The sequence below is a fragment of the Pseudomonas sp. 102515 genome (assembly GCF_031085165.1).
Classification (GTDB): Bacteria; Pseudomonadota; Gammaproteobacteria; order Pseudomonadales; family Pseudomonadaceae; genus Chryseomonas.
Genome location: NZ_JAVHTY010000006.1, coordinates 56,021 through 79,277 on the forward strand (window position 1 = coordinate 56,021; position 23,257 = coordinate 79,277).

Annotated in this window: 25 protein-coding genes; 17 read left to right on the top strand and 8 right to left on the bottom strand. The window is 67.2% G+C overall.

The window, feature by feature from the left end; translation table 11 throughout:
• Positions 1 to 62: 62 nt before the first annotated feature.
• The 7 genes from sfnG (at position 63) to RCF34_RS20865 (ending at position 6,899) form a co-directional block, all read left to right on the top strand.
• Positions 63 to 1,154 carry a dimethylsulfone monooxygenase SfnG gene (gene sfnG / locus RCF34_RS20835; protein ID WP_308709892.1) on the top strand — a complete coding sequence of 364 codons (1,092 nt, stop codon included), beginning with the start codon at positions 63 to 65 and terminating at the stop codon, positions 1,152 to 1,154.
• Positions 1,155 to 1,157: 3 nt separating this feature from the next.
• Positions 1,158 to 1,946, top strand: coding sequence for an ABC transporter ATP-binding protein (locus tag RCF34_RS20840; RefSeq protein WP_308709893.1), 789 nt, complete (start codon positions 1,158 to 1,160; stop codon positions 1,944 to 1,946).
• A gap of 186 nt (positions 1,947 to 2,132) precedes the next feature.
• Positions 2,133 to 3,014, top strand: coding sequence for a branched-chain amino acid ABC transporter permease (locus tag RCF34_RS20845; RefSeq protein ID WP_308709894.1), 882 nt, complete (start codon positions 2,133 to 2,135; stop codon positions 3,012 to 3,014).
• Between the two features lie 10 nt (positions 3,015 to 3,024).
• Complete coding sequence (locus RCF34_RS20850) at positions 3,025 to 4,071, top strand: branched-chain amino acid ABC transporter permease (protein WP_308709895.1); 1,047 nt, start codon at positions 3,025 to 3,027, stop codon at positions 4,069 to 4,071.
• 57 nt (positions 4,072 to 4,128) lie between these two features.
• Positions 4,129 to 5,451 (top strand): ABC transporter substrate-binding protein, encoded by a 1,323-nt coding sequence (locus tag RCF34_RS20855; RefSeq protein WP_308709896.1) that lies wholly within the window; start codon positions 4,129 to 4,131, stop codon positions 5,449 to 5,451.
• 3 nt (positions 5,452 to 5,454) lie between these two features.
• Positions 5,455 to 6,201 (top strand): ABC transporter ATP-binding protein, encoded by a 747-nt coding sequence (locus tag RCF34_RS20860; protein ID WP_308709897.1) that lies wholly within the window; start codon positions 5,455 to 5,457, stop codon positions 6,199 to 6,201.
• A 29-nt stretch (positions 6,202 to 6,230) separates the two neighbouring features.
• Positions 6,231 to 6,899, top strand: a complete 669-nt coding sequence (locus tag RCF34_RS20865; RefSeq protein ID WP_308709898.1) for a class I SAM-dependent methyltransferase — start codon at positions 6,231 to 6,233, stop codon at positions 6,897 to 6,899.
• Here RCF34_RS20865 and RCF34_RS20870 read toward each other — a convergent pair.
• Positions 6,875 to 7,660, bottom strand: a complete 786-nt coding sequence (locus tag RCF34_RS20870) for a MetQ/NlpA family ABC transporter substrate-binding protein (RefSeq protein ID WP_308709899.1) — start codon at positions 7,658 to 7,660, stop codon at positions 6,875 to 6,877. The genes RCF34_RS20865 and RCF34_RS20870 overlap by 25 nt on opposite strands.
• Positions 7,657 to 9,045, bottom strand: a complete 1,389-nt coding sequence (locus tag RCF34_RS20875; RefSeq protein WP_308709900.1) for an LLM class flavin-dependent oxidoreductase — start codon at positions 9,043 to 9,045, stop codon at positions 7,657 to 7,659. The genes RCF34_RS20870 and RCF34_RS20875 overlap by 4 nt, the downstream gene beginning before the upstream one ends.
• Before the next feature lie 260 nt (positions 9,046 to 9,305).
• On the opposite strand from RCF34_RS20875, the gene RCF34_RS20880 reads away from it, so the two are divergent.
• From RCF34_RS20880 to RCF34_RS20915, 9 genes are all read left to right on the top strand, one after another.
• A complete protein-coding gene (locus tag RCF34_RS20880) occupies positions 9,306 to 10,277 on the top strand; it encodes an aliphatic sulfonate ABC transporter substrate-binding protein (protein WP_308709901.1) in 972 nt (323 codons plus the stop codon).
• A gap of 498 nt (positions 10,278 to 10,775) precedes the next feature.
• Positions 10,776 to 11,108, top strand: coding sequence for an aldehyde dehydrogenase family protein (locus RCF34_RS20885; protein WP_308709902.1), 333 nt, complete (start codon positions 10,776 to 10,778; stop codon positions 11,106 to 11,108).
• Entirely contained in the window at positions 11,093 to 11,266 is a 174-nt protein-coding gene (locus RCF34_RS23195) for an aldehyde dehydrogenase family protein (protein ID WP_374941220.1), read from the top strand. Before RCF34_RS20885 ends, RCF34_RS23195 begins: the two co-directional genes overlap by 16 nt.
• Entirely contained in the window at positions 11,251 to 11,436 is a 186-nt protein-coding gene (locus RCF34_RS20890) for an aldehyde dehydrogenase family protein (protein ID WP_308709903.1), read from the top strand. Before RCF34_RS23195 ends, RCF34_RS20890 begins: the two co-directional genes overlap by 16 nt.
• Before the next feature lie 16 nt (positions 11,437 to 11,452).
• Positions 11,453 to 11,872 (top strand): cupin domain-containing protein, encoded by a 420-nt coding sequence (locus RCF34_RS20895; protein WP_308709904.1) that lies wholly within the window; start codon positions 11,453 to 11,455, stop codon positions 11,870 to 11,872.
• A gap of 9 nt (positions 11,873 to 11,881) precedes the next feature.
• Positions 11,882 to 12,067 carry a tautomerase family protein gene (locus RCF34_RS20900; RefSeq protein ID WP_064309049.1) on the top strand — a complete coding sequence of 62 codons (186 nt, stop codon included), beginning with the start codon at positions 11,882 to 11,884 and terminating at the stop codon, positions 12,065 to 12,067.
• Between the two features lie 155 nt (positions 12,068 to 12,222).
• Complete coding sequence (locus RCF34_RS20905; RefSeq protein WP_308709905.1) at positions 12,223 to 13,266, top strand: lactonase family protein; 1,044 nt, start codon at positions 12,223 to 12,225, stop codon at positions 13,264 to 13,266.
• Positions 13,267 to 13,329: 63 nt separating this feature from the next.
• Positions 13,330 to 14,643, top strand: a complete 1,314-nt coding sequence (locus RCF34_RS20910; RefSeq protein ID WP_308709906.1) for an MFS transporter — start codon at positions 13,330 to 13,332, stop codon at positions 14,641 to 14,643.
• An 18-nt stretch (positions 14,644 to 14,661) separates the two neighbouring features.
• Positions 14,662 to 15,396 (top strand): transporter substrate-binding domain-containing protein, encoded by a 735-nt coding sequence (locus tag RCF34_RS20915; RefSeq protein WP_308709907.1) that lies wholly within the window; start codon positions 14,662 to 14,664, stop codon positions 15,394 to 15,396.
• Between the two features lie 9 nt (positions 15,397 to 15,405).
• On the opposite strand, the gene RCF34_RS20920 is transcribed toward RCF34_RS20915, so the two are convergent.
• Together RCF34_RS20920 and RCF34_RS20925 are read right to left on the bottom strand one after the other, a co-directional pair.
• Positions 15,406 to 16,620: an MFS transporter gene (locus RCF34_RS20920; RefSeq protein WP_374941221.1), complete on the bottom strand. Its 1,215-nt coding sequence runs from the start codon at positions 16,618 to 16,620 to the stop codon at positions 15,406 to 15,408.
• Positions 16,621 to 16,627: 7 nt separating this feature from the next.
• Positions 16,628 to 17,650 carry an alpha/beta hydrolase gene (locus RCF34_RS20925; protein WP_374941224.1) on the bottom strand — a complete coding sequence of 341 codons (1,023 nt, stop codon included), beginning with the start codon at positions 17,648 to 17,650 and terminating at the stop codon, positions 16,628 to 16,630.
• Between the two features lie 236 nt (positions 17,651 to 17,886).
• Here RCF34_RS20925 and RCF34_RS20930 point away from each other — a divergent pair, with 236 nt between their 5' ends.
• Complete coding sequence (locus RCF34_RS20930; protein ID WP_308709909.1) at positions 17,887 to 18,780, top strand: LysR family transcriptional regulator; 894 nt, start codon at positions 17,887 to 17,889, stop codon at positions 18,778 to 18,780.
• Between the two features lie 10 nt (positions 18,781 to 18,790).
• Here the strand turns inward: RCF34_RS20930 and RCF34_RS20935 are convergent, their stop codons facing one another.
• The 4 genes from RCF34_RS20935 to RCF34_RS20950 all read right to left on the bottom strand — a co-directional run bounded on the left by RCF34_RS20935 (position 18,791) and on the right by RCF34_RS20950 (position 23,144).
• On the bottom strand, positions 18,791 to 19,852 hold the full coding sequence (locus RCF34_RS20935; RefSeq protein WP_308709910.1) for an AbrB family transcriptional regulator: 1,062 nt from the start codon (positions 19,850 to 19,852) through the stop codon (positions 18,791 to 18,793).
• Between the two features lie 29 nt (positions 19,853 to 19,881).
• Positions 19,882 to 20,778 carry a LysR family transcriptional regulator gene (locus tag RCF34_RS20940; RefSeq protein WP_308709911.1) on the bottom strand — a complete coding sequence of 299 codons (897 nt, stop codon included), beginning with the start codon at positions 20,776 to 20,778 and terminating at the stop codon, positions 19,882 to 19,884.
• Between the two features lie 158 nt (positions 20,779 to 20,936).
• Positions 20,937 to 22,007, bottom strand: coding sequence for an isocitrate/isopropylmalate dehydrogenase family protein (locus tag RCF34_RS20945; protein WP_308709912.1), 1,071 nt, complete (start codon positions 22,005 to 22,007; stop codon positions 20,937 to 20,939).
• A gap of 216 nt (positions 22,008 to 22,223) precedes the next feature.
• Positions 22,224 to 23,144: a GntR family transcriptional regulator gene (locus tag RCF34_RS20950; protein WP_308709913.1), complete on the bottom strand. Its 921-nt coding sequence runs from the start codon at positions 23,142 to 23,144 to the stop codon at positions 22,224 to 22,226.
• Positions 23,145 to 23,257 lie beyond the last annotated feature (113 nt).

The following is a 23,257-nucleotide window of genomic DNA, read 5'->3' on the forward strand; positions in this document are numbered from 1 at the left end:
TAAGGGCTCAGGGTCACTGTTTCGCTCGTCCTCGCGGCGAGCCCAACCCGGAGAGCCTTTGCATGTCGCAGAACCCCGTCAAATTCGCCTATTGGGTCCCCAACGTCAGCGGCGGCCTGGTGGTCAGCACCATCGAGCAGCGCACCCACTGGGGCATCGACTACAACCGCACGCTGGCCCAGCTCGCCGAGCGGGCCGGCTTCGACTACGCCCTGACGCAGATCCGTTTCACCGCCGGCTACGGCGCCGAATACCAGCATGAATCGGTGGCCTTCAGCCATGCGCTGCTGGCCGCCACCGAGCGGCTCAAGGTGATCGCCGCCATCCTGCCCGGCCCCTGGAATCCGGCGCTGGCGGCCAAGCAGCTGGCGACCATCGACCAGCTCACCAACGGCCGGGTCGCCATCAACCTGGTCTCCGGCTGGTTCAAGGGTGAATTCCACGGCATCGGTGAGCCCTGGCTGGAGCACGACGAACGCTATCGGCGTTCCGAGGAATTCATCCGCGCCCTCAAGGGCATCTGGACCCAGGACAACTTCAGCTTCGCCGGCGACTTCTATCGCTTCCGCGACTACACCCTGAAACCCAAGCCGCTGCAGCAGCCCCATCCGGAGGTCTTCCAGGGTGGCAGCTCCCGGGCCGCGCGGGACATGGCGGCGCGGGTCTCCGACTGGTACTTCACCAACGGCGGCACCCGCGAGGAGATTCGCGCCCAGGTGCAGGACCTGCGCGCCAAGGCCGCGGCGGAAGGGCGTGAGGTCAAGGTCGGGGTGAATGCCTTCATCATCGCGCGCGACACCGAGGCCGAGGCGCGCGAGGTGTTGCGGGAGATCGTGGCCAAGGCCAACCCGGAGGCGGTCAAGGCCTTTGGCGATGCGGCGCGCCAGGCTGGTGCCGCCAGCCCGGAAGGCAAGGGCAACTGGGCCGATTCCAGCTTCGAGGATCTGGTGCAGTACAACGACGGCTTCAAGCCGAACCTGATCGGTACGCCCGAGCAGGTCGCCGAGCGCATCGTGGCCCTCAAGGCCGAGGGCGTGGACCTAGTGCTGGCCGGTTTCCTGCACTTCCAGGAAGAGGTGGAGTACTTCGGCCAGCGGGTGCTGCCCCTGGTGCGCGAACGCGAAGCCCGGGCCGCTGCCCAGGCGGCGGCCTAGGCCATGGGTGCGCCTCTGGCCCCATCGCCGGTGCTGCTGGAGGTCAGCGACCTGGCGCTGGCCTTTGGCGGGGTCACGGCCTTCGCCGAGGTCGGCTTCCAGGTTCGCGAAGGCGAGATCTGCGCCCTGATCGGGCCCAATGGCGCCGGCAAGAGTTCCTTGCTCAACGTGATCAACGGCCTCTACCGACCGCAGCGGGGCAGGGTACGGCTGGCCGGCAGCAGCGCGGTGCTGCGCCGTCCGCAGGCGGCAGCGCGGGCCGGGGTCGCGCGCACCTTCCAGAATCTGGCCTTGTTCAAGGGCATGAGCGTGCTGGACAACGTGCTCACCGGGCGCGGCCGCCATCGGCGCGCCTCCTGGCTGGAACAGGCCCTGGGCCTGGGCCGCGCTCCGGCCGAAGAGCGGGTGCAGCGGGCGGTGGCCGAGTGGGCACTGGACTTCCTGCACCTGGGCCCCTGGCGTGACGTCCCGGTGGGCAGCTTGCCCTATGGCCTGCAGAAGCGCGTGGAGCTGGCCAGGGCGCTGGCGGCCGAGCCGCGGCTGTTGCTGCTGGACGAACCCATGGCCGGGATGAATGCCGCGGAGAAGCGCGAGCTGAGCGGCTACATCCAGGCCATCAACCGCGAGCGCGGGGTAACCGTGGTGCTGATCGAGCACGACATCCAGGTGGTGATGCAACTGGCGGATCACGTGGTGGTGCTGGACTACGGTCGGCTCATCGCCGACGGCGCACCCGCCGCGGTGCGCCAGGACCCGGCGGTGGTCGCCGCCTATCTCGGTACCCGTCATTAGAAGTTGTTGACGATCTGCTGCGCGTCGGCCAACCGGCGTTAGAAATGCCTTCGGAATGCTCATTTACCACTCGTAAACCCGAGCGCGGGTCCGATCCGCTTCCTCAGGCCTTTCCGCCTTGTTTGGCTCTAGCTCGCGAGATCGTAAACAGCTTCTAAGGACACTGGACGCCTCAGGGAGAAAACCATGGCGTTTTTCTTGGAAGTCTTGCTCGGCGGCCTGCTCGCCGGGGTGATGTATGCCCTGGTGGCGCTGGGCTTCGTACTCATTTACCGGGCCTCGGGGGTGTTCAACTTCGCCCAGGGCGCCATGCTGCTGTTCGCTGCCCTGACCTACGTCAGCCTGGTGGAGCGCGGCGTGCCCGGCTGGCTGTCGCTGCTCAGCACCCTGGGCGTCATGGTGCTGCTGGCGGTGGCGGTGGAGCGCACGGTGCTGCGGCCGCTGGTGAATCGCTCGCCGTTGGTGCTGTTCATGGCCACCCTGGGGCTGGCCTATTTCATCGAGGGCGCCGCCCAGGCGCTGTGGGGCGCCCAGGTGCACGGCCTGGACCTGGGTATCGAGGACCGTCCGCTGGAGCTGGGCGAGCTGCTGCTGTCGAGCTTCGACCTGTTCGCCGCGGCGGTGGCGGCGGTGCTGGTGATCGGGCTGTCGCTGCTGTTCGAGCGTACCCGCCTGGGCATCTCGCTGCGCGCCGTGGCCGATGATCCCCTGGCGGCCCAGGCGGTGGGTATCCGCCTGCCGCGCATCTGGGCGCTGGTGTGGGCGGTGGCCGGTTGCGTCGGCCTGGTGGCGGGCCTGCTCTGGGGCGCGCGGCTGGGGGTGCAGTTCTCGCTGTCGCTGATCGTGCTCAAGGCGCTGCCGGTGTTGATCATCGGCGGCTTCTCCTCGGTCAGCGGGGCCATCGTCGGCGGCCTGCTGATCGGCGCCAGCGAAAAGCTCGCCGAGGTCTATCTCGGCCCCCTCATCGGCGGTGGCCTGGAGAACTGGTTTCCCTACGCCTTCGCCCTGGTATTCCTGCTGATTCGACCGGTTGGCCTGTTCGGCGAACCCACCGTCGAGCGCGTCTAGAGGACCTTCCATGACTACCTCCCTCGACGCGCTGCCGGCGCGTCCGCTGGCCTCCCGTGCACCCGCTGTGCGACCCGCGCCTCTGGCGTTGGCCGCCTTCCTGGTCCTGGCCTTTGCCGTGCTGCCCTGGGTCGGCAGCGACTACCTGTTCAATGCCCTGCTGATTCCCTTCCTGGTGCTGGCCCTGGCCGGGCTGGGACTCAACCTGCTCACCGGCTATGCCGGGCAGCTGTCGCTGGGCTCGGCCGCCTTCATGGCGATCGGCGCCTTCGCCACCTACAACCTCCAGGTACGCCTGGGCTGGCCCCTGCCGCTGTGCCTGTTCGCTGGCGGGCTGCTGGCGGCCTTGGTGTCGCTGCTGTTCGGCCTGCCCAGCCTGAGGATCCGCGGCTTCTACCTGATCGTCTCCAGCCTGGCCGCACAGTTCTTCATCCTCTGGGCCCTGACCCGCTTCGACTGGTTTTCCCATGGCAGTGCCTCGGGGGTGATCAGCGCGCCGCCGCTGGTGCTGCTGGGCCAGGATTTCGGCGGGCCGCTGGGTCGCTACCTGGCCACCCTGCTGGTGGTCCTGGTGCTGTTCGCCTTCGCCGCGCGACTGGTGCACGGCGAACTTGGCCGTACCTGGATGGCGGTGCGCGACCGGGAAACCGCCGCCGCGGTGATGGGCCTGTCGGTGGTGCGGGCCAAGCTGCTGGCCTTTGCCCTGAGCGGCTTCTACCTCGGCGTCGCCGGGGCGCTCTGGGCCTTTACCTACCTGGGCACCGTGGAGCCCCACGGCTTCGACTTGAGTCGTTCCTTCCAGATCCTCTTCATCGTCATCCTCGGCGGACTCGGCAGCCTGGCCGGCAGCCTCTATGGCGCCGCCTTCATGGTGCTGTTTCCGCTGCTGCTCTCCAACCTGGCCGGCTGGCTGCCCGCCGACCTCATCGCCGCCGGCCAGCTGGAGAACCTGCAGAAGATGGCGTTCGGCGCCCTGATCATCCTGGTGCTGATCAAGGAACCCGAGGGCCTGACCCGCCTCGCCACCCGCGGCTGGCAGCGCCTGCGCCGCGCCTGACCCCTTTCGCCGGCGGCCAGGCTCGCCGGCCCAACACCCCCCACGAGGAAAGTCCCCATGTTCAAACGTCATCTGCTCGGCAGCCTCGTCCTGGCCCTGGGCCTCAGTTCCTTCGGTCCGGTGCAGGCCGCCGGCGAGCAATACTTCCCGCTGCAGAGCTATCGCGTCGGCCCCTATGCGGCAGGCGGCACCGGCTTCTTCGGTGGCTTCATCGACTACCTGAAATACGTCAACGCCAATGGCGGGGTGAATGGCGTCAAGCTGGTGTGGAGCGAGTGCGAGACCGAGTACATCGTCGAGAAGGGCGTGGAATGCTACGAGCGACTGAAGAACGGCCGTGACGGTGCGCCCGCGGCCGCCACCAATCCGCTGTCGGTGGGCATCGCCTACGCCACTCTGGACAGGTCCACCGCCGACCGACTGCCGCTGATCACCATCAACCACGGCCGCACCGACTCCACCGATGGCAGCGTCTTTCCCTATGTCTTCCCGCTGCAGCTCAATCCCTATTCGGAGGTCTCGGCCATCCTCAACTGGATCGCCCAGCAGGGCGGTGGCGAGGCCAGCCTCAAGGGCAAGAAGATCGTCACCCTCTACCACGGCTCGCCTTACGGCAAGGAGACCAACGAGGTGCTGCAGAAGCTGGCGGATCGCTACGGCTTCCAGCTGACCCTGCTGGAAGTGCCGCACCCAGGCAACGAGCAGCAATCCCAGTGGCTCAACATCCGCCGGATCAAGCCGGACTGGGTGATCCTGCGTGGCTGGGGCGTGATGAACCCGGTGGCGATCAAGACCGCGCAGAAAGTCGGCTTCCCGGTCGACCACATCATCGGCAACATCTGGAGCAACTCCGAGGAGGACGTGCGTCCGGCCGGCGCGGCGGCCAAGGGCTTCCTGGCCATCACCACTCACCCCTCGGGTACCGCCTTCCCGGTGCTGCAGGGCATCGATCGCGACGTGGTGGCCACTGGGCAGAGCGACCTCGCCGATCCCAAGCGCTTCGGCACCGTCTACTACAACCTCGGCGTGGTCAACGGCATCCTCAATGTCGAGGCCCTACGCCTGGCCCAGGCCAAGTATGGCGACAAGCCCCTCAGCGGCGAGCAGGTGCGCTGGGGTTTCGAACACCTGAAGCTGGACGACGCCCGCCTGCAGGCCCTGGGCGCCAAGGGCCTGGTGCAGCCGCTCACGCTCTCCTGCGCCGACCACGAAGGCGGCGGCGCCATCCGCATCCAGCAGTGGGATGGCGAGAAATGGAACCTGGTCAGCGATTGGGTACAGGCCGATCGCGCCTTCCTGCGACCGATCATCGAGGCCTCGGCCAGGCAGTACGCCAAGGAAAAGGGCATCACCCCGCGCGACTGCAGCAAGGAGAGCTGACCCATGACGACCACCCCCTTGCTGGCGGTCGAGGCCATCGAAGTCCGTTACGACGGCGCCATTCTGGCCGTCGATGGCGTCAGTCTAGTGGTCGGCCAGGGCCAGATCGTAGCCTTGCTGGGCGCCAATGGCGCCGGCAAGAGCACCACGCTCAAGGCCCTCTCGGGGCTGCTCGGCGCCGCCCGCGGCGCCCTGGTCCGCGGCGCGATCCGCTACGAGGGACGGGAGCTCGCGGGCCAGTCGGCCGATGCCCGGGTCCGTGCCGGACTGGTCCAGGTGCTGGAAGGGCGCCACTGTTTCGGGCCACTCAGCGTGGAGGAAAATCTGCTCAGCGGCGGTTTCGTCCGCCGCCTCGGGCGCGCCGCGCAGCGCGCGGAACTGGAGCGGATCTATGCCTGGTTTCCCCGCCTGGCCGGCAAGCGCCGGCAGCTGGCGGGTCTGACCTCGGGCGGCGAGCAGCAGATGATCGCCCTGGGGCGCGCGCTCATGGCGCGGCCCCGCCTGTTGCTGCTGGATGAACCCTCCATGGGCTTGGCGCCGCTGCTGGTGGAGGAGATCTTCGACAGCGTCGCCCGGCTGAACCGGGAGGAGGGCCTGAGCGTGCTGATGGCCGAGCAGAACAGCGCTATCGCCCTCGACTACGCCCACCAGGCCTTCGTGCTGGAAAGCGGGCGGGTGGTGCAGTCCGGCGTGCCCGGCACTGGCCTGACGCGCGAGGCGGTGCAGGCGGCCTACCTGGGGGTGGGCTAAGCTCCCGGGACAACCGGGGAGCCCACGCCATGAACAAGACCTCCTACAACGCCATCGCCGACACCTTTCGCCAGGCCCGCGTCAGCCTCAGGGACGACGAGCGTCGCTACCTTGAGGTGCTCCTGGAAAAGCTCGAACCCGGCGCCACCCTGCTCGATCTGGGCTGCGGCACCGGCACACCGGTCGCCGCCGCCATTCTCGCCCAGGGGCATCGGGTACTGGGTGTCGACCAGGCGGCCGCCATGCTGGCCCATGCGCGGCGGGAATTTCCCAAGCAGCGCTGGATCGAGGCGCGGCTGGAAACCTACGCCTGCGCCGAACGCTACCAGGGCGCGCTGCTGTGGGATTCGCTGTTCCATCTGGAGCGCCGCTGGCACGCGACCCTCCTGGCGCGAGTGATCGCCGGGCTTCCCCAAGGGGGACGGCTGATGCTGACGGCGGGCGGCTCGGCGGCGGATTCCTTCGTCGATACCATGTTCGACCAGCCGTTCTTCTACGACTCCCACCCGCCGGCGGAGCTGCGTGCCTTGCTCTTGGGGCAGGGCGTGCGCATCCTCATCGAGGAATTCATGGACCTGCCCGACGGGGGGCGGAATAGGGGGCGCTGCGCCTTCGTCGTGGAAAACTGTGACGTTGTTCAGGTGCCGTTCTCGCTGAGAGAACGGGATGGAGATCAGTCCTTCCAGCCCGGCTGGTAGAGGGTGCCGTGGGCCTGGTCCAGGGCGGCGCGGACCTTGGGCGAGTGCTGGTAGAGGTCGATCAGCTTGGCCAGGCGCGGATCGTCCTTGTTGTCCTGGCGGGCGACGAACTGGATGACGTACTCCGGGTGGTCGAGGCCATCGAAGAGCAGGGCCTGGTTGGGATCTATGGTCTTGGCCAGGCGCAGGTAGTGCGGATAACCCTGGGCCACGTCGACGTCGTCCAGTGAGCGGGCCAGCTGCACGGCCTCCAGTTCGACGATCTGGATGTCGCGCGGATTGCCGGTGATGTCCGCCAGGGTGGCGTGGTAGCCGACGCCGGGCTTGAGGGTGATGAAGCCGGCCTTCTCCAGCAGCAACAGGCCACGGCCGCCATTGATGGCGTCGTTGGCGATAGCCACCCGCGCGCCCTTGGGTACCTCGGCCAGGGTGCGGTACTTCTTCGAATAGAGCCCGACGTTGTTGATGATCCCCGGCGCCACCGCCACCAGGTCATGGCCGGCGGTGCGCTTGGCGTTCTCCAGGAAGGGGATGTGCTGGTAGTAGTTGGCGTCGATGTCATGGTTGGCGAGGCTGGTGTTGGGGGCGATCCAGTCGCTGAATTCGACGATCTCCACCTCCACCCCGGCGGCCTTGGCCTCCTGCACCGCGACTTCAAGCGGCGGAGCGAAGGCGGCGGTGGTGCCGATCTTGAGAGGCGCGGCCAGGGCCGCGGTGCTGAAGAGGCCGAGGGCGAAGAGCAGGGGTTTGAGGCGGGTCATAGGGCGTCCTTGAGAGGCCAGTCCTGGCGGAAACGGCCGCCGGAATGGCGGGTGTCGAGGTGGTCGCCCCGGCCGAACAGCTTGTGTCTGAAGCTGCCCTCGGCGTAGGCGGTCTTGTAGCGACCCCGGGTCTGCAACTCCGGGATCACCAGATCGATGAAGTCGCCGTAGCACTCGGGGGTGACGGTGCGGGCCAGGTTGAAGCCGTCCAGCCCGGTCTCGTCGATCCAGCCAAGCAGGGCATCGGCCACCTGCTGGGGATCGCCGACCAGGGCGGTGTAGCGGCCACCGAGGGCGTGCTGCTCCAGCAGCTTGCGGCGGGTCCAGCCGGCGTCCTTGGCCACCAGGCGCTTGAGCGCCGACTCGATGGCCTCGGTCCTTTGCGGGCGGATGGGTTCGTCGAGGCCATAGGCGGCGAGATCTATGCCCACCGAGGCGGAGTGATGAGCGACGCCGGCCTCGGGGCTGGCGTAGCTCAGGTATTCGGCGTGCTTGTCGCGGGCTTCGGCGGCGGTGGGAGCGACGATCACCGTCAGGCCCATGAACAGCTTGACGTCATCCGCGCGGCGGCCGGCGGCCACTGCCGCGCCCCGGACCCGCTCGACCTGGGCACGGGTGGCGGCCTGGTCCTGCCCGGAGATGAACACGCACTCGGCATGGCGCCCGGCAAAGGCCAGGCCGCGATCCGAGGAGCCGGCCTGGAACAGCACCGGGGTGCGTTGCCGCGAGGGCTCGCAGAGGTGATAGCCCTCGACGTCGAAGAATTCGCCGTGGTGCACGACCTTGCGCACCCGCTCGGGACGGGCATAGATCCGCTGGACGCGGTCACGGACCACGGCGTCGTCGGCCCAGCTGCCTTCGAGCAGCTTGTAGAGCACTTCCAGGTATTCGTCGGCTTGGTCGTAGCGGCGGTCGTGGGCGATCTGCTGGTCCAGGCCCATGGCACGGGCGGCGCTGTCCAGGTAGCCGGTGACGATGTTCCAGCCGACACGGCCTTCGCTCAGGTGATCCAGGGTGGAAAGGCGGCGGGCGAAGGGATAAGGCGGCTCGTAGGTGAGGTTGGCCGTCAGGCCGAAACCCAGGTGCCGGGTGCTGGCGGCCATGGCCGAGACCAGCAGGAAGGGGTCGTTGACCGGCAACTGGATGGATTCGCGCAGGGTCAGGTCGACATTGCCGCCATAGACGTCGTAGACGCCCAGGATGTCGGCGATGAACAGCCCATCGAACAGCCCGCGTTCCAGCAATTGGGCCAGCTCGGTCCAGTAACCGAGGGTGTGGTAGCGGCTGGAGGTGTCGCGTGGATGCGTCCAGAGGCCGTGGTTGATGTGGCCCACGGTGTTCATGTTGAAGGCGTTGAGCAGCACCTGCTTGGCGGGGGCGGTCATGGGGCGGGTGCCCCCGCGGGGAGAAGAGTCCGGAGCTCAGCCATGGGGTCCTCGGGTTCAAGGCGAAAGGAGAGATCCGGTGGTCCGGTGGTTATACGTTAGCTTCAAGGGACATGGAGCTTTAAATAGCCTTTCGGAATAACGTTAGGGCCTTCGCGGACGTGACGCTCATCTCTAACCAAATTCCTAATCGGTATTAAGCCGACCTTTGCTTATTCCTTATCGTGGCCGGCATTCATTCGCCGTCCGCTGAGGCACTCATGGCCGCTATCCGCTTTTCGTTCCGCGCAGGGCTGCGCCGAGGGCTGCTCGCCCTGGGTCTGCTGGGCCTCGCCTGCGCCGCCCAGGCCGATACCACCCTGCGTATCGGTTACCAGAAATCCTCCACCCTGTTGGTGCTGCTCAAGGAGCAGGGCACCCTGCAACGCGACCTGGCGGCCCAGGGCGTCACTCTCAGCTGGCACGAATTCTCCAGCGGCCTGCCGCTGCTGGAAGCGCTCAACGTCGGCAACGTGGATCTCTCCGCCGACGTCGCCGACACCGTGCCGGTGTTCGCCCAGGCGGCGGGCGCCAAGCTCACCTATTTCGCCCGGGAGACGCCGTCGCCCCAGGCTCAGGCCATCCTGGTCCCGAAGGGCTCGTCGCTCCAGACCCTCGCCGATCTCAAGGGCAAGCGCATCGCCGTGACCAAGGCCGCCGGTAGCCACTACCTGCTGATCGCCGCCTTGCAGAAGGCCGGCCTGAGCTTCGCCGACATCCAGCCGGCCTATCTCACTCCGGCGGACGGTCGTGCCGCCCTGGAGAACGGCAAGGTGGACGCCTGGGTGACCTGGGAGCCCTTCGTCGCCAGCGCCCAGCGCCAGCAGCACGTCCGCATCCTCGCCTCGGGCGAGGGGCTGGCCAGCTACCAGCGCTACTACCTGGCCGCCACGCCCTATGCCCAGGGCCATCCCGAGGTGCTGGCCCTGGTCTTCGCCGAATTGCAGCGCACCGGCCAGTGGGTGAAGCAACACCCCGCCGAGGCGGCACGCCTCCTCGGTCCTCAGTGGGGCCGCCTGGACGAAGGCACCGTCGAGCTGGCCAACAGCCGCCGTACCTACGATGTCCAGCCAGTTAGTCGCGCGGCCCTCGGCGAGCAGCAGCGCATCGCCGATGCCTTCCACGCCGCCAGGTTGCTGCCCAGCGCGGTGGACGCCAGCGCCGTCGACCTCTGGACCCCGACGCCACCGTGATCCACGCGAGCTGATCGGGCTTTTACTCGGGACAAGGCCACGCTACGCCGGGCCGCATGCCTTGGCCCGCTAAACCAGGTCGCTCCTGCCAAGGAAGTCCATCTGGACCACCCCTCCTTGCGCCCACCCGCCGGGTGCGGGGTGGCGAGCGCTCGCGCGTCCGGCGAGGCTCCTTGTCGCCGCGCCCACCCTCGCCAAAGCCCACGCGGAGTTGCAACGCCTGAGCGCGCCGGGCTGATCCTGCCCGGATGAGTGGGTGGCGGATCAAGTGTCTGTTTCCGGTTCATTCGCGTCCGGTCGAGACCGGGTACCTCTTACGCCAAGGTCGGGTACGGTTTGCTCGGTGAATCCGTTTTGGTGTAACGTGATTACAAAGTACCAATCAGTGCCTGGAGAGGGTTGTTCTCTGGCTGAGCCTCGATAGGGTTATGGCTGCGCTGCTCAGAGTCGTCGTTATGATTGTCTTTCAGTATAATAAAAAACAAATGGGGTTCGTCCATGATCGAAGCTTTCAACCCCGCCACCGGAGCCGCCATCGCGACCTACCACGCCCATGCGCCGGCCCAGGTCGAGACGCGCCTGGCGCAGCACTGCGCGGCTCTGGTTCGCTTGGCCGCCCTCCTGCGCGCCGGTCGCGACACCCAGGCGCGACTCAGCGCCAGCGAGATGGGCGAGCCGCTGGTGGAAGCCGAGGCGGAGCTCGGGAAGTCCGCGCTGAGCTGCGAGTTCTACGCCGGGCGGGCGCCCGGCTGCCTCGCCGATACCCCTGTGGCCAGCGCCACCGCCTACGGCTGGTGGTCTACGCACCGCTCGGCGTGGCGCTCACGGTGATGCCCTGGAACTATCCGGTCTGGCAGGTCGTCCGTTTCGCCGCACCGGCGCTGGCAGCCGGCAATGGCGTTCTCCTCGCGCACGCTAGCAACGTGCCGGGCTGCTGGAGCAGGCGTTTGCCGAGGACCTGCCCACCGGCCTGGTGGCGATCCTGCTGATCGATGCCAGGGAGGTGGCCGGCGCGGTGTTCATCAATGCCCTGGTGGACTTGGATCTGCGGGTGCCCTTCGGCGGCATCAAGCAGTCTGGCTATGGCCGCGAACTGGGCGAGTGGGGTATCCGCGAATTCACCAACGTCGAGGCCGTCTGGCAAGACGTCCAACCCTGACTACTAGGAGTTTTCCATGATCAAGACGGATTCCGCTGCCTGGCTGCTCAAGCCCGAGGCCATCGCCAGGCACGACCGTGGCGGTGGCGCTGCTACCACGCCGCTGGTGACCGCTGGCCTGGGGGCGCAAACCTTCATCAACGGCTACACCGAATTCCTGGGTGGGGCGCAGATTCCCTTCCATTTCCACAATTGCGAGGAGAGCGTGATGCTGGTGGAGGGCCGGGCGATCTTCGACATCGACGGCCAGGAATTCGCCCTCGCACCCCAGGACGTCACCTATATCCCCACCGGGGTGCCCCATCGCTTTCGCAATGCCTCGGCGACCGAGCCCATGAAGATCCTCTGGATCTACGGCTCGGCCGACGCCACCCGCACCCTGGTAGAGACGGGCGAAACGCGCCCGATCGCCGCCGAACACCGTACCCAGTCCTAGGAGACACCCATGCCGGAAATCATCGTTCACGCCGTAAAAGGTCGTAGTGCCGAACAGAAGAAGTTGTTGATGAAACGCATCACCGAGGCGGTGGTGGATAGCTTCGGCGTGGCTGCCGACCGCGTCATCGTGCAGATCGTCGAGGCCGAGCCGGAAGACAAGGCGCGCGGCGGCGTGCCCTACAGCGAACGCTGAAACAGGCACCTGGCGAGCGTTCGCCGGGCGCGAACGCTGCGTTGGCCAAAGGTCAATTTTCGCTGGGCAGCGGGTTGCCTAAGGTGGCGCAAGCGGGTCTGACGGTCGCCATGGCGCCGACGTCGGACCTTTCCAGCCGGTGCCAGGAGAGCCCTATGTACGCCTATGTCGGCAGCCGAACCACCCGTGCCCGTCAGGCCCGCGGGGAGGGAATCAGCGTTTACCGGGTCACGCCCGCAGGCGCGCTGGAACTCGTCCAGGTGGTCGGTGACCTGATCAATCCGTCCTACCTGACCCTCAATCGGGCGGGTGACCGTCTCTATACGGTGCATGGCGACGAACAGGCGGTCAGCGCCTTCGCCGTCGACCGCCCGAGCGGATGCCTGACTCTGCTCAACCAGCAAGCGAGCGGCGGTCGCAATCCGGTTCACCTGGCGCTGGCGCCGGACGATCGCCACCTGGTGGTGAGCAATCACCTCGGTCGCAGTCTCGCCGTCCTGCCCATAGCGGAAGATGGCCGACTGGAGCCGCTGGTCCAGCTGCTGGAGCTGCAGGGTGAGCCCGGGCCGCACCGCCAGGAACAGCCCCATGCCAAGCCGCACTGCAATCCCTTCGATCCCAGCGGCCGCTTCGTGCTGGTGCCGGACAAGGGACTGGACCGGATCTTCAGCTTTGCCTTTCACGACGGGCGGCTGGTGCCGGTGGCCGAGGTGGCGACCCGCGAAGGCGCGGGGCCGCGGCATCTGGTCTGCCATCCGCGCCTGCCGCGGGCCTATGTGGTCAATGAGCTGGATTCGACCCTCACCGCCTATGCCTTCGATGCTCGCTGCGGTGTCCTCGAACCCCTGGCCATCCACTCGACGCTGCCGGCCAGCTTCACCGGCAACAGCCGGGCGGCGGCGATCGAACTGGATCGCAGCGGGCGCCTGCTCTACACCTCCAATCGCGGCCACGACAGCCTGACGGTCTTCACGCTGGATCCCCAGAGCGGGCTGCCGACGCCGCTCGGCAGCCTGGCGAGCGGGGGCCGCACGCCACGCGCCTTCGCCCTGGCACCGGATGGCCGCCAGCTGTTCGCCCTCAACGAAGACAGCGACAGCATCGTCGCCTTCCTGGTCGACGAGACCCGGGGGATCCTCGAACCCACGGGCACGGTGGTGCGCTGCGGCAGCCCGGTGTGCCTGGTCTTCAGTCGCTGAAGATCCTCGCCGCATCCTACAACAACAAGAGCGGCCGCCTCGGCGCGGCCCTGTGAGGCCCCCATGAACACCAACCCCGCGACCCGGGAGCAGGCCGTCATCCGCAAGGTGACCTGGCGCATCATCCCCTTCGTCTTCCTGCTCTATATCGTCTCCTATCTGGATCGGGCCAACATCGGCTATGCGGCGTTGCAGATGAACGCCGAGCTGGCCCTGTCCAGTGAGGTCTTCGGCTTCGTCTCGGGTATCTTCTTCATCGGCTACTTCCTGTTCGAGGTGCCGAGCAATGTCATGCTCGAACGCTTCGGCGCGCGGGTGTGGATCGCGCGCATCCTGGTCACCTGGGGGGTGATCGCCGCGGCCACGGCCTTCGCCCAGACCGCCATGCACCTCTATGTCCTGCGCTTTCTGCTGGGGGTGGCCGAGGCGGGTTTCTTTCCCGGGATCATCGTCTACCTGACCTACTGGTTCCGCTCCCGCGAACTGGCCACCACGGTAGCCCTCTTCACCGCGGCGATCCCGGTCTCCTACATCATCGGCGCGCCGCTCTCGACCTGGATCATGGACAACGTCCACTGGCTGGGCTGGAGTGGCTGGCGCTGGATGCTGTTCCTCGAAGGCATCCCGGCGGTGTTCCTCGGTGTGCTGTGCTATCTCTATCTCACCGATTGGCCCGAACAGGCGCGCTGGCTGGCAGATGAAGAAAAGGTCTGGCTACTCGCCGAGCTGGAGCGTGATCGCCAGGCGCGCAAGGACGTCAAGCATTTCGGCGCGCTCAAGGCCATGAGCAATCCCAAGGTGCTCTACCTCGCCTTCATCTACTTCGTCTATCAGTGCGGCAGCCTGGGCGTAGGCTACTGGATGCCGCAGATCATCAAGGGGTTCTCGTCCACGCTGAGTCATACCCAGATCGGCCTCATCGCCACCATCCCCTATATCGTCGCCACCCTGATGATGATCGCCTGGTCGCGGCGTTCGGATCGCCTCGGCGAGCGGCGTCTGCACTCGGCCTTACCGCTGGCAGTCGCGGCGGTGGCGCTGGTGGGGGCCGGACTGGTGCGCGAGCCTTACCTGGCGATCGGCTTGATCAGCCTGGCGCTGGCCGGTCTGTACAGCTTCAAGTCGCCGTTCTGGGCGCTGCCGACGCTGTTTCTCAGCCGCTCCACGGCGGCGGTATCCATCGCCGTGATCAATTCCATTGGCAACCTGGGCGGCTTTGTCGGACCCTTCATGATCGGCATGGTGAAGGGCAACACCCAGAGCGCCTCGGCGGGCCTGCTGTTTCTCAGTGCGCTGCTGGCGATCGCCTTCATCATGACCCTGCTGATCCGCCTCGACCGTGGCGACGACACCCGCGCCGCCGCGGCCACCACCTGACCTCCAAGGAGTTTTCCCATGACCCCCAGCTCAGCGGTACTCGCGGACCTCGCCCCCCAGGGCGCGCTACGGACGGCGATCAACTACGGCAATCCGGTGCTGGCGCAGCGCGGTGCCGATGGCCAGCCGGCCGGGGTCTCCGCGGCCCTGGCCCACGCCCTGGCCGAGCGCCTGGGCGTGCCCGTGCAATTCAGCACCTACGACGCCGCCGGCAAGGTCTTCGCCGTCCTCGAAGAAGACGCCTGGGACCTGGCCTTCCTGGCCATCGAACCGGTACGGGCGGCGCAGATCGACTTCAGCCATCCCTACGTGATCATCGAGGGCACCTATCTGCTGCGGGACGCCGACCCGGCCCAGGGCGTGGCCGAGCTGGACCGGGCCGGCCGCCGCATCGCCGTAGGGCAGGGCGCCGCCTACGACCTCTACCTGAGCCGCACCCTGACCCAGGCCGAGCTGGTGCGAGCGCCGACCTCGGCGGCGGCGGTGGACTGGTTCGTCGACGAGGGCCTGGACGCCGCCGCCGGCGTGCGCCAACCGCTGGAGGCCTATGCCCGGGCCCACGCCGGCTACCGCGTGCTGGCCGACAGCTTCACCGAGATTCGCCAGGCCATGGCCGTGCCCAAGGGGCGCAGCGCCGGCGCGGCCTTCGTCCGGGATTTTCTCGACGAGCAGATCCGCAATGGCTTCGTCGCCCGCGAGCTGGCCGCCAGCGGTCAGTCCGAGGCACGGGTGGGACCGCTGCTGGGCGGCTGATGTCGCCCGTCAGGCCGGGGTACGCCCGGCCAGGCGCGCAGTCGCGAGGGTAAGCCCGACGGCCATCACCAGCAGCAGGGCTGCGGTAAGAAAGGTGGCCTGGTAGCCCAGGCCGTCGTACAGCAAGCCGCCCAGGATCGAACCCAGAGCGATGGACAGTTGCACCACCGCGACCATCAGGCCGCCACCGGCTTCGGCGTCCGCCGGCAGGGAGCGGGCAAGCCAGGCCCACCAGCCCACCGGCGCGGCGGTGGCCACCAGGCCCCAGAGGCTCAGCACGCCGAGCACCAGCGGGGCCGAGCTGCCGCAGACGACCAACGCCACGCCAAGAACCGCCATCAGCAGCGGAATGACCGTCAGCGTGGTGTAGAGGCCGCGGCGGATCAGTCCGCCGATGAGCAGGGTGCCAACGAAACCGGCGAGGCCCAGTGCCAACAGAGCCAGTGACAGGCTGGTCACTCCCAGGCCGGTGACCATCTCCAGGAAGGGCCGGACATAGGTGAACAGACTGAATTGACCCATGAAGAACAGGCCGACCGCCAGCATGCCCATGGCCACCAGGGGGCGCCGCAGCAGGCCCGGCGCGCTGGTGGCGCCACGGCTATTGCCGTTCGCCGGCAGCGCCGGTAGGCCCAACCACTGCCAGGAGAAGGCGAGGAGGGCGATGGGTACCAGGCAGAAGAAGGCGCCGCGCCAGCCGATGACGCCGCCCAGGTAGCTGCCCAGAGGCGCGGCGATCACGGTGGCCAGGGCGTTGCCGCCATTGAAGATGGCCAGGGCCTTGGGCACCTCGTTCTCGGGTACCAGGCGCATGGCCACGGCGGCCGACATCGACCAGAAGCCGCCGATCACCACCCCGATCAGTGCCCGGCCGAGCAGGTACGTGGGGTAGTTGCCGGCCAGCGCGACCACCATGCCGGAGAAGCCCATCAGTGCCGTGAGCGACAGCAGCAGGATCTTGCGATCGAGGCGACCGACCAGGCGAGTGATGCTCAGGCTGGTAACGACCGCGCAGGCGCCGGATACCGCGATGCCATAGCCCGCCAGGCCTTCGCTGACACCCAGGTCGGCGGCCAGGGGCGTCAACAGGCTGACCGGCAGGAACTCCGAGGCGATCAGGGCGAAGACGGCCAGGGTCATGGCCAGTACGCCACTCCACTGGGCCGGGCGTTCGGCTGTGGCCGCGGCATCCTTGTAAGTGATATCTGGCTGTGGGGAAGACATTAGGACCTCAGGCCAGGTGGCGATGGAAGAAAGCGTGCAGGCGATCCCAAGGGATCAGGCCGACGCGGTCATAGAGATCGACATGTCCGGCACCAGGCACCCAGAGCAGTTCCTTGGCGCCGCTGGCGAGGCGGTAGGCGTCTTCACTGAACTCCCGCGAGTGGGCCTGATCGCCGGCAACGAACAGCAACGGGCGCGGCGCGATCATTTCCAGATTGCTCAGCGGATAGAAATTCATGAAGCGGATCTCACTGGTGAGCGTGCGGTTCTGGGTGCGCTCCAGAGTCATGCCAACTGGCACCGCCCGACCTCGTGGCGTGCGGTAGAACTCCCAGAATTCCCGGGTGACCGCGTCCGTGGTGGCGTCTGGGCGTTGTGGCAGATAGTCGAGGAAGCTGCCTTCGCCGGAGCTGTATTCGCGGTAGCGCTGTTGCGCCGCCTTGGCGACCAGCGCCTTGCGTTGCTCCAGGTTCTGCGAGTGGCGGAGGCCATTGCGGGTTACGGCGCCCATGTCATACAGGCTGACGGTGGCGATGGCCTTGAGGCGCGGATCGATCTTGGCCGCATTGAGGGCGAAGCAACCGCTACCGCAGATCCCCAGGACCCCTAGGCGCTCGCGGTCGATGCCAGGGTGGGTGCCGAGGAAGTCCACGGCAGCACTGAAGGCTTCGGTGTAGAGCTCCGGGGCCACCAGGTTGCGCGGCTGCCCCTGGCTTTCGCCCCAGAACGGTAGGTCGATGGCCAGCGTCACGAAGCCGCGCTCCGCCAGCTTTTGCGCATAGAGCAGGGCGCTCTGTTCCTTGACTGCACCCATGGGGTGGCCGATGACGATCGCTGGGGCGCCGGCCGCCGGTGCCGCGTCGAGCGGGGAGACGAGAATGCCGGTGACCTGCAGGAGGTACTGGGTCTTGAAGGTCACCGCCTGCCTCTGCACCCGGTCGCTGCGAAAGAAGTTGTCGGCGTCCGCCGGCGGGCCCAGCACCGCCGGATCAGCGGCCAACACGCCGCCAGCGGACAGCAGGCCCAGCATGGCCAGGCTGGCGCCGGCTGCCTTGACGAATTCGCGTCGGCCGACGCCGGCCGGGGTGACTTCGATCGGATCAAGGTCAGTGGGGGGAGTAGGGGTATTCATGACGGCAATCTCCTGGAGGGGGCCGAAACAGAGCGCCGGAGCACGACGCACGCGGCGGGACCAGAAGGTTGACGCAAAAGGGATTAGGTGATTAGTAGGGGGATTCTTTATGAGATTGTGAGAAAAATTCAGTAATGAGTCAGGCCAAGGTCGATGATCTGCAGGCATTCGTTATGGTCGCCCGGGAGCGCAGCTTCACCCGGGCGGCGGTGCGGCTGGGGGTAACGCCCTCGGCCCTCAGTCATAGCCTGAGGGCGCTGGAGGAGCGTCTTGGCGTGCGACTGCTGGCGCGTACCACGCGCAATGTGTCGACCACCGAGGCCGGTGACCGCCTGCTGCGCTCGGTAGCGCCGCTGCTGGAGCAGATCGCTGCGGAGGTAGAGGCGCTCGGCGCCTGGCGCGACACCCCTCGCGGAACCTTGCGCCTGACCTGCACCGACGACCAGATCCAGTTGTGTATCCGCCCCAAGCTCGCAGCCTTCATCGAGCAATATCCGGAGGTCCGTCTGGAGCTCTACGTCGACTATGGCTTCACCAACGTGGTGGAAGAACGTTTCGACGCCGGCATCCGCCTGGGCGAGGCCATCAGCCAGGACATGATCGCGGTGCGCATCAGTCGTGACTGGCGGCTGGCGCTGGTCGCCACGCCCGGCTATTGCGCCCGCCGGCCGCCGCCCGCCACCCCTTACCAATTGACCGAGCACAGTTGCATCAACATCCGCCATCGGCCGTCCGGTGCCGTTTACGCCTGGGAGTTCGAGCGGGACGGTCAGGCTTTCACGGTCAGAGGCGAGGGCCCGCTGGTGTTCAACAGCATCATGCACGTCCTCAACAGTGCCCTGGACGGACTCGGCATCGGCTACGTGCCCGAGGAGCTGGCAGCGCCCTATCTGGCCACCGGCCAACTGGTGGAGATCCTGCCGGAGTGGTGCCCCACCTTTCAGGGCTATCACCTGTACTACCCCAATCGCCGCCAGACCTCACCGGCCTTCGCCGCGTTGGTAGAGACGCTGCGTTACCGGGGCTGAGCAGCCAACGCTAGCGCGATTCCTTGCCCACCGGCTCTACCGAGCGCGCACACCAGCGTCGATACAGCGGCTCGGCCACCGCCATGACCACCACCAGCCGCAGGATCTGCATCGCAGTGACGGTGCCCACGCCCAGCCCTAAGGCCTCCGCCGTCAGGTACATCTCGGTGGTGCTGCCCGGCGTCATGCCCAGGCCCAGGGTGGTGAAGGGCAGGGCGAACACCTGGGCCAGCAGCCAGGCGATCAGGAAGGTGGCGACCAGGCAGAGCAGGGTGTAGAGGGTTGCCAGCAGTAGGAAGCGCGGCGCGCGGCGAAAGAAGGCGCGGTCGAAGTGGCACCCCAGGGTGACGCCGATGAGCACCTGGGCCAGGTGGCTCAGCGTCGGCGGCAGGCTGGTGACCAGGCCGCAGGAGGCGGTGACCAGGCAACACAGCGCCAGCGGGCCGAACATCCAGGGATTGGGCCAGCCGCGGCGCTTCCAGGCCAGGGCCGCCACCAGGCCGGCCGCCAGCAGCGGTGCCAGCCAGCGCCAGTCCGGCGGGGGCGGCACGTGGATCGCATGGGCGATGTCCGGTACGCCCCAGAGCATGGCCGGCGGCACCACCAATACGATGATCACCAGGCGCAGGGTATGGGCGGCGGCGACCTTGGGCGCATCGGCGCCATGGCGTTCGGCCAGATTGATCATCTCGGCGAAGTTGGCTGGCATGAAGGCGAAGAAGGCGGTCTTGCGTTCCGTGCCCAGGCGCTGCACCACCCTGATGCCGAGCAGCGCCAGCAGCAGGGTGGCGACCGCCGCTAGGGCCATCAGCGGCAGGTGGCCGACGACCTCGGTCAGTACCGTCGGGGTGAAGTGCAGGCCGATGGCCGTGGCGATCAGCCATTGCCCGGCTGGGCGGCCGTGGGGAATGGCAGTGATGCGCCAGCCCAGGCAGCGGCAGAGGGTCACCGCGATCAGGGCGCCGGTGATCCACGGCAACGGCCAGTGGACCAGGCTGGCGAGCCAGCCGCCGAGCAGGCCGACGAAGGGGGTGGGCCACCAGGGGCGAGGCGCGAAGCGGGAGGTCGGCATGGCGTTGTTCAGGGATCCGGTAGCAGGGTTCAGGGACGCAGGTGACCGACGAAGGCCTTGGCCACGGGCGACAGCGCGCTGTAGCGCCGCACCACCACCACGATGGCGCGGCTGGCCCAGGCTTCGTCCAGCTCCAGGGCCACCAGCTTCATCGGCTTGAGATAGGGCCGCACGATGGATTCGGGCAGTACGCACAGGCCCAGGCGAATCGCCGCCAGCCGGCACATCGCCTCGAAACTGCTGATGCGCACGCGCTGACGGATGCCGCGCTCGAGCAGCGTCGCCTGGCGCGAGAGCAGGGCGTTCATCGAGCTTTCCACATGGGGGCCGATGAATTCGTGGTCCAGGGTCTCGGCGAAGCTTACCCGTTCGTGCCCGGCCAGGGGGTGATCCGCGGCGGCGATCACCACCAGTCGCTCGCGGCGATAGACGAAGGTCTCCAGGTCCAGGGCGGCGGTATCGGCCGCGACGATGCCCACATCCGCCCGGCCTTCGGCGACCGCCTGGACGATGCTGCCGCCCACCCGCTCCTCGATGTCGAAATCGACCCGCGGATAGAGGCCCATGAAGCTGGCAAGGTCCGGGGTCAGGTGGTTGGTCAGCGCGGAAGTGATGGCTTGGAGGCGGATATGACCAGTGGCGCCGCTGCCGTGCTCGTTGAGCTCCAGCTGCATGAGCCGCAGATCGCCATGGACCCGCTCCACATAGTGCAGCATGGTCTCGCCGGCCGGGGTGAGGCCCATGCCACGGGCATGACGGATGAACAGCGGCACCCCGACCTGGTCTTCCAGTTCGCTGATTCTCTTGCTCACGGCGGAGACCGCCAGATGGCAGAGCCGCGCGGCGCGGGTGACGTTGCGCTCCTGGGCCACCGCCCGGAAGACGTTCAGGCTGACCAGATCGTAGCGTGGCGCAGAGCCGCTCATGGGCGATCCGTGAGGAGCGGGCGGTCGGCGGAAGCTAGCGCTCGCGCGAACAAGTTCGCGCTATCAAAGGTGCCGATCAGGAGCCGTGCGGCCAAGATGATTCTCCTTGTTCTTGTCACGGGTGCCCGGGGCGCACGCCCCGGGAGCAACGGGTGGCCCTAGCCGCGTAGAGCTTGGGCCACCGCCTGGCCGAAGGCGGCGCAGCCCAGGCTGCCGCCCAGGTCGGCGGTGCGCTTGGCCGGATCTTCCAGCACCTTGTCCACCGCCTGGTCGATCGCCGCGGCCGCTTCCTGCAGCTTGGCGCTGCCGCGGTGCTCGCCCATCCAGTGCAGCATCATGCCGATGGACAGGATCATCGACACCGGGTTGGCCTTGTCCTGGCCGGCGATGTCAGGCGCCGAGCCGTGCTGGGCCTGGGCGCAGCAGTGGATGTTGCTGGCCATGATGGAGCCGGCCAGGCCCAGGCTGCCGGAGAGCTCACTGGCCAGGTCGCTGATGATGTCGCCATAGAAGTTGGTGGCCACCAGCACGTCGAAGCGCTCGGGATTGCGCACCAGGTGCGCGGTGGAGGCGTCCACCAGCAGATCGTCCAGCTGCACCTCGGGGAATTCCTTGGCCACGTTGCGCACGCATTCCAGGAACAGGCCGTCGGTCATGTGGAAGCTGTTGGCCTTGTGGATGGCGGTGACCTTGCGACGGCGCTTCATCGCCAGCTCGAAGGCCTGGCGGGCGATGCGCTCGCTGCAGTGGCGGGTGATCTTGCGGGTCGACAGCGCCATGTCCGGGGAGGGCATCACTTCGCCCCAGCCACGGCTCATGTTGCGATCTGGATAGAAGCCCTCGGTGGCCTCGCGCATGATCACCAGGTCCATGCGCTTGCCTTCCTTCATGTTGGAAGCGAGGAAGGGTCTGGTGCGCGCCGGGCGCACGTTGGCATAGAGATCGAGACCGATACGAAAGCCAGCGGAGACGTTGCGACCGCCTTTCTCGGGTGCCGGGTAGTCGGCATGGGACTGGGTGCCGAGGATCACGCCATCGTAGGTCTTGGCCTTTTCCAGGGTCTCGTCGCGCAGGGTGATGCCGTGCTGCTCCAGGCTGGTGAAGCCGACGTCGTCGTAATCGAAGGTCAATCCCAGGCCGAACTTCTCGTTGGCGACATCCAGCACGGACATGGACGCCTGGATGATTTCGGGACCGATACCGTCGCAGGGCAGGACCAGAATACGCATTGGTTTCTCCTTGTAGATGCTGTGGGAAGTCGCTGGTGGCTAAGTCTGCAGGGGTCGACGCCTGGCCAGAAGTGTTGTACTTTATGTCATCTAAAAACAATTCATGCAACGGCGCAGGACGAAAAGGCGGTGCCGATTCGGGGTGTGCGAACGCGTACGCTTAGCGCCCGTACGGAGGGCGGGCGGGGAAAGGCAGGGTTCAGGCGGGTGAGTCGATCAGGCCGGCTGCTTTGCCGCGTCTTCTTCCGCGGCTTCGAGCTGGCGATCCTGGGCGGCCTTGAGCCGGCTGACCACGTCGAGATGCTGGTGCAGGAACAGCGCCGCCTCTTCACGACTGCCGCCTTCGAGCAGGTCGAGGATGTGCAGGTGTTCCTGGCTCTGGCCGATCTGCCGTGAGCGTTCGACGTTGGAGCGGTAGGCCATGAAGCGGCGCAACTGATTCTGCCGGCGGATGGCTTCGAGCAGGAAGACGTTGCCCGAGCAGCGCACCAGCAATTCGTGGAAGCTGGAGCCGATCTCGAACAACTGCGCGCGGGACAGGGTGAAGAGCTCGCCGTCCAGCAGCCGTTGCTGCCACTGGCGGGCCTGCGCGAAGGCGCGCTTGTCGATGCGGTAGCCCGGCTCGCGCAGGGCGAAGGGCTCGATGGCCATGCGGAAGCGATAGCTCTGGATATGGGCTTCGCTGTCATGCAGGAAGGTATTGATCTCCCACCCCTGGCCAGGGCGGCGTTCGATCATGGCCTCGCTGGCCAGGCGGTTGAGCACCTTGAGCAATTGGCCGCGGGGGATCTGGTAGCGGCGCAGCAACTCGGCCTCGAAGAAGCTGTTGCGGATGTCGCCGCGCAGCATGTCGTCCACCACCCGCAGATAGAGCTCCTCGTAGGGATCGTCCTCGCTGGGCAGTGCCGCCTGCTCGATGGTACTGGCATTACGGGTCAGGAAGAAGCCGCGATTGGGCTCCTTGCGCGCCAGGCCCAGTTCTTCGAGAAGGGCGAAACCGCGGCGCACCGGTGAACGGGAAACGCCCAGCTCCCTGGCGAAGGCCTCTTCGCGCAACGGATCACCGGCTTTCATCGAGCGGGCACGGGCCAGATCGATGATGCGCGGGGCGAGTTGTTCGGCGAGGTCTTTTTTCATCGGGAGTCTTCTGGACGACGGGTAACGGAGCGCAGGTACTGAAGAGGCTGGCCAGCCGGGTCTGGCGGATCGCCCTGACGTTACCATAACCACGGCCACTCGGAGTGGGCGAC

Bases quoted from the DNA above. Each gene is read 5' to 3' on its own strand.
- sfnG (WP_308709892.1), top strand. From the start codon at position 63: ATGTCGCAGAACCCCGTCAAATTCGCCTATTGGGTCCCCAACGTCAGC.
- RCF34_RS20840 (WP_308709893.1), top strand. From the start codon at position 1,158: ATGGGTGCGCCTCTGGCCCCATCGCCGGTGCTGCTGGAGGTCAGCGAC.
- RCF34_RS20845 (WP_308709894.1), top strand. From the start codon at position 2,133: ATGGCGTTTTTCTTGGAAGTCTTGCTCGGCGGCCTGCTCGCCGGGGTG.
- RCF34_RS20850 (WP_308709895.1), top strand. From the start codon at position 3,025: ATGACTACCTCCCTCGACGCGCTGCCGGCGCGTCCGCTGGCCTCCCGT.
- RCF34_RS20855 (WP_308709896.1), top strand. From the start codon at position 4,129: ATGTTCAAACGTCATCTGCTCGGCAGCCTCGTCCTGGCCCTGGGCCTC.
- RCF34_RS20860 (WP_308709897.1), top strand. From the start codon at position 5,455: ATGACGACCACCCCCTTGCTGGCGGTCGAGGCCATCGAAGTCCGTTAC.
- RCF34_RS20865 (WP_308709898.1), top strand. From the start codon at position 6,231: ATGAACAAGACCTCCTACAACGCCATCGCCGACACCTTTCGCCAGGCC.
- RCF34_RS20870 (WP_308709899.1), bottom strand. From the start codon at position 7,660: ATGACCCGCCTCAAACCCCTGCTCTTCGCCCTCGGCCTCTTCAGCACC.
- RCF34_RS20875 (WP_308709900.1), bottom strand. From the start codon at position 9,045: ATGACCGCCCCCGCCAAGCAGGTGCTGCTCAACGCCTTCAACATGAAC.
- RCF34_RS20880 (WP_308709901.1), top strand. From the start codon at position 9,306: ATGGCCGCTATCCGCTTTTCGTTCCGCGCAGGGCTGCGCCGAGGGCTG.
- RCF34_RS20885 (WP_308709902.1), top strand. From the start codon at position 10,776: ATGATCGAAGCTTTCAACCCCGCCACCGGAGCCGCCATCGCGACCTAC.
- RCF34_RS20895 (WP_308709904.1), top strand. From the start codon at position 11,453: ATGATCAAGACGGATTCCGCTGCCTGGCTGCTCAAGCCCGAGGCCATC.
- RCF34_RS20900 (WP_064309049.1), top strand. From the start codon at position 11,882: ATGCCGGAAATCATCGTTCACGCCGTAAAAGGTCGTAGTGCCGAACAG.
- RCF34_RS20905 (WP_308709905.1), top strand. From the start codon at position 12,223: ATGTACGCCTATGTCGGCAGCCGAACCACCCGTGCCCGTCAGGCCCGC.
- RCF34_RS20910 (WP_308709906.1), top strand. From the start codon at position 13,330: ATGAACACCAACCCCGCGACCCGGGAGCAGGCCGTCATCCGCAAGGTG.
- RCF34_RS20915 (WP_308709907.1), top strand. From the start codon at position 14,662: ATGACCCCCAGCTCAGCGGTACTCGCGGACCTCGCCCCCCAGGGCGCG.
- RCF34_RS20920 (WP_374941221.1), bottom strand. From the start codon at position 16,620: ATGTCTTCCCCACAGCCAGATATCACTTACAAGGATGCCGCGGCCACA.
- RCF34_RS20925 (WP_374941224.1), bottom strand. From the start codon at position 17,650: ATGCTGGGCCTGCTGTCCGCTGGCGGCGTGTTGGCCGCTGATCCGGCG.
- RCF34_RS20930 (WP_308709909.1), top strand. From the start codon at position 17,887: ATGAGTCAGGCCAAGGTCGATGATCTGCAGGCATTCGTTATGGTCGCC.
- RCF34_RS20935 (WP_308709910.1), bottom strand. From the start codon at position 19,852: ATGCCGACCTCCCGCTTCGCGCCTCGCCCCTGGTGGCCCACCCCCTTC.
- RCF34_RS20940 (WP_308709911.1), bottom strand. From the start codon at position 20,778: ATGAGCGGCTCTGCGCCACGCTACGATCTGGTCAGCCTGAACGTCTTC.
- RCF34_RS20945 (WP_308709912.1), bottom strand. From the start codon at position 22,007: ATGCGTATTCTGGTCCTGCCCTGCGACGGTATCGGTCCCGAAATCATC.
- RCF34_RS20950 (WP_308709913.1), bottom strand. From the start codon at position 23,144: ATGAAAAAAGACCTCGCCGAACAACTCGCCCCGCGCATCATCGATCTG.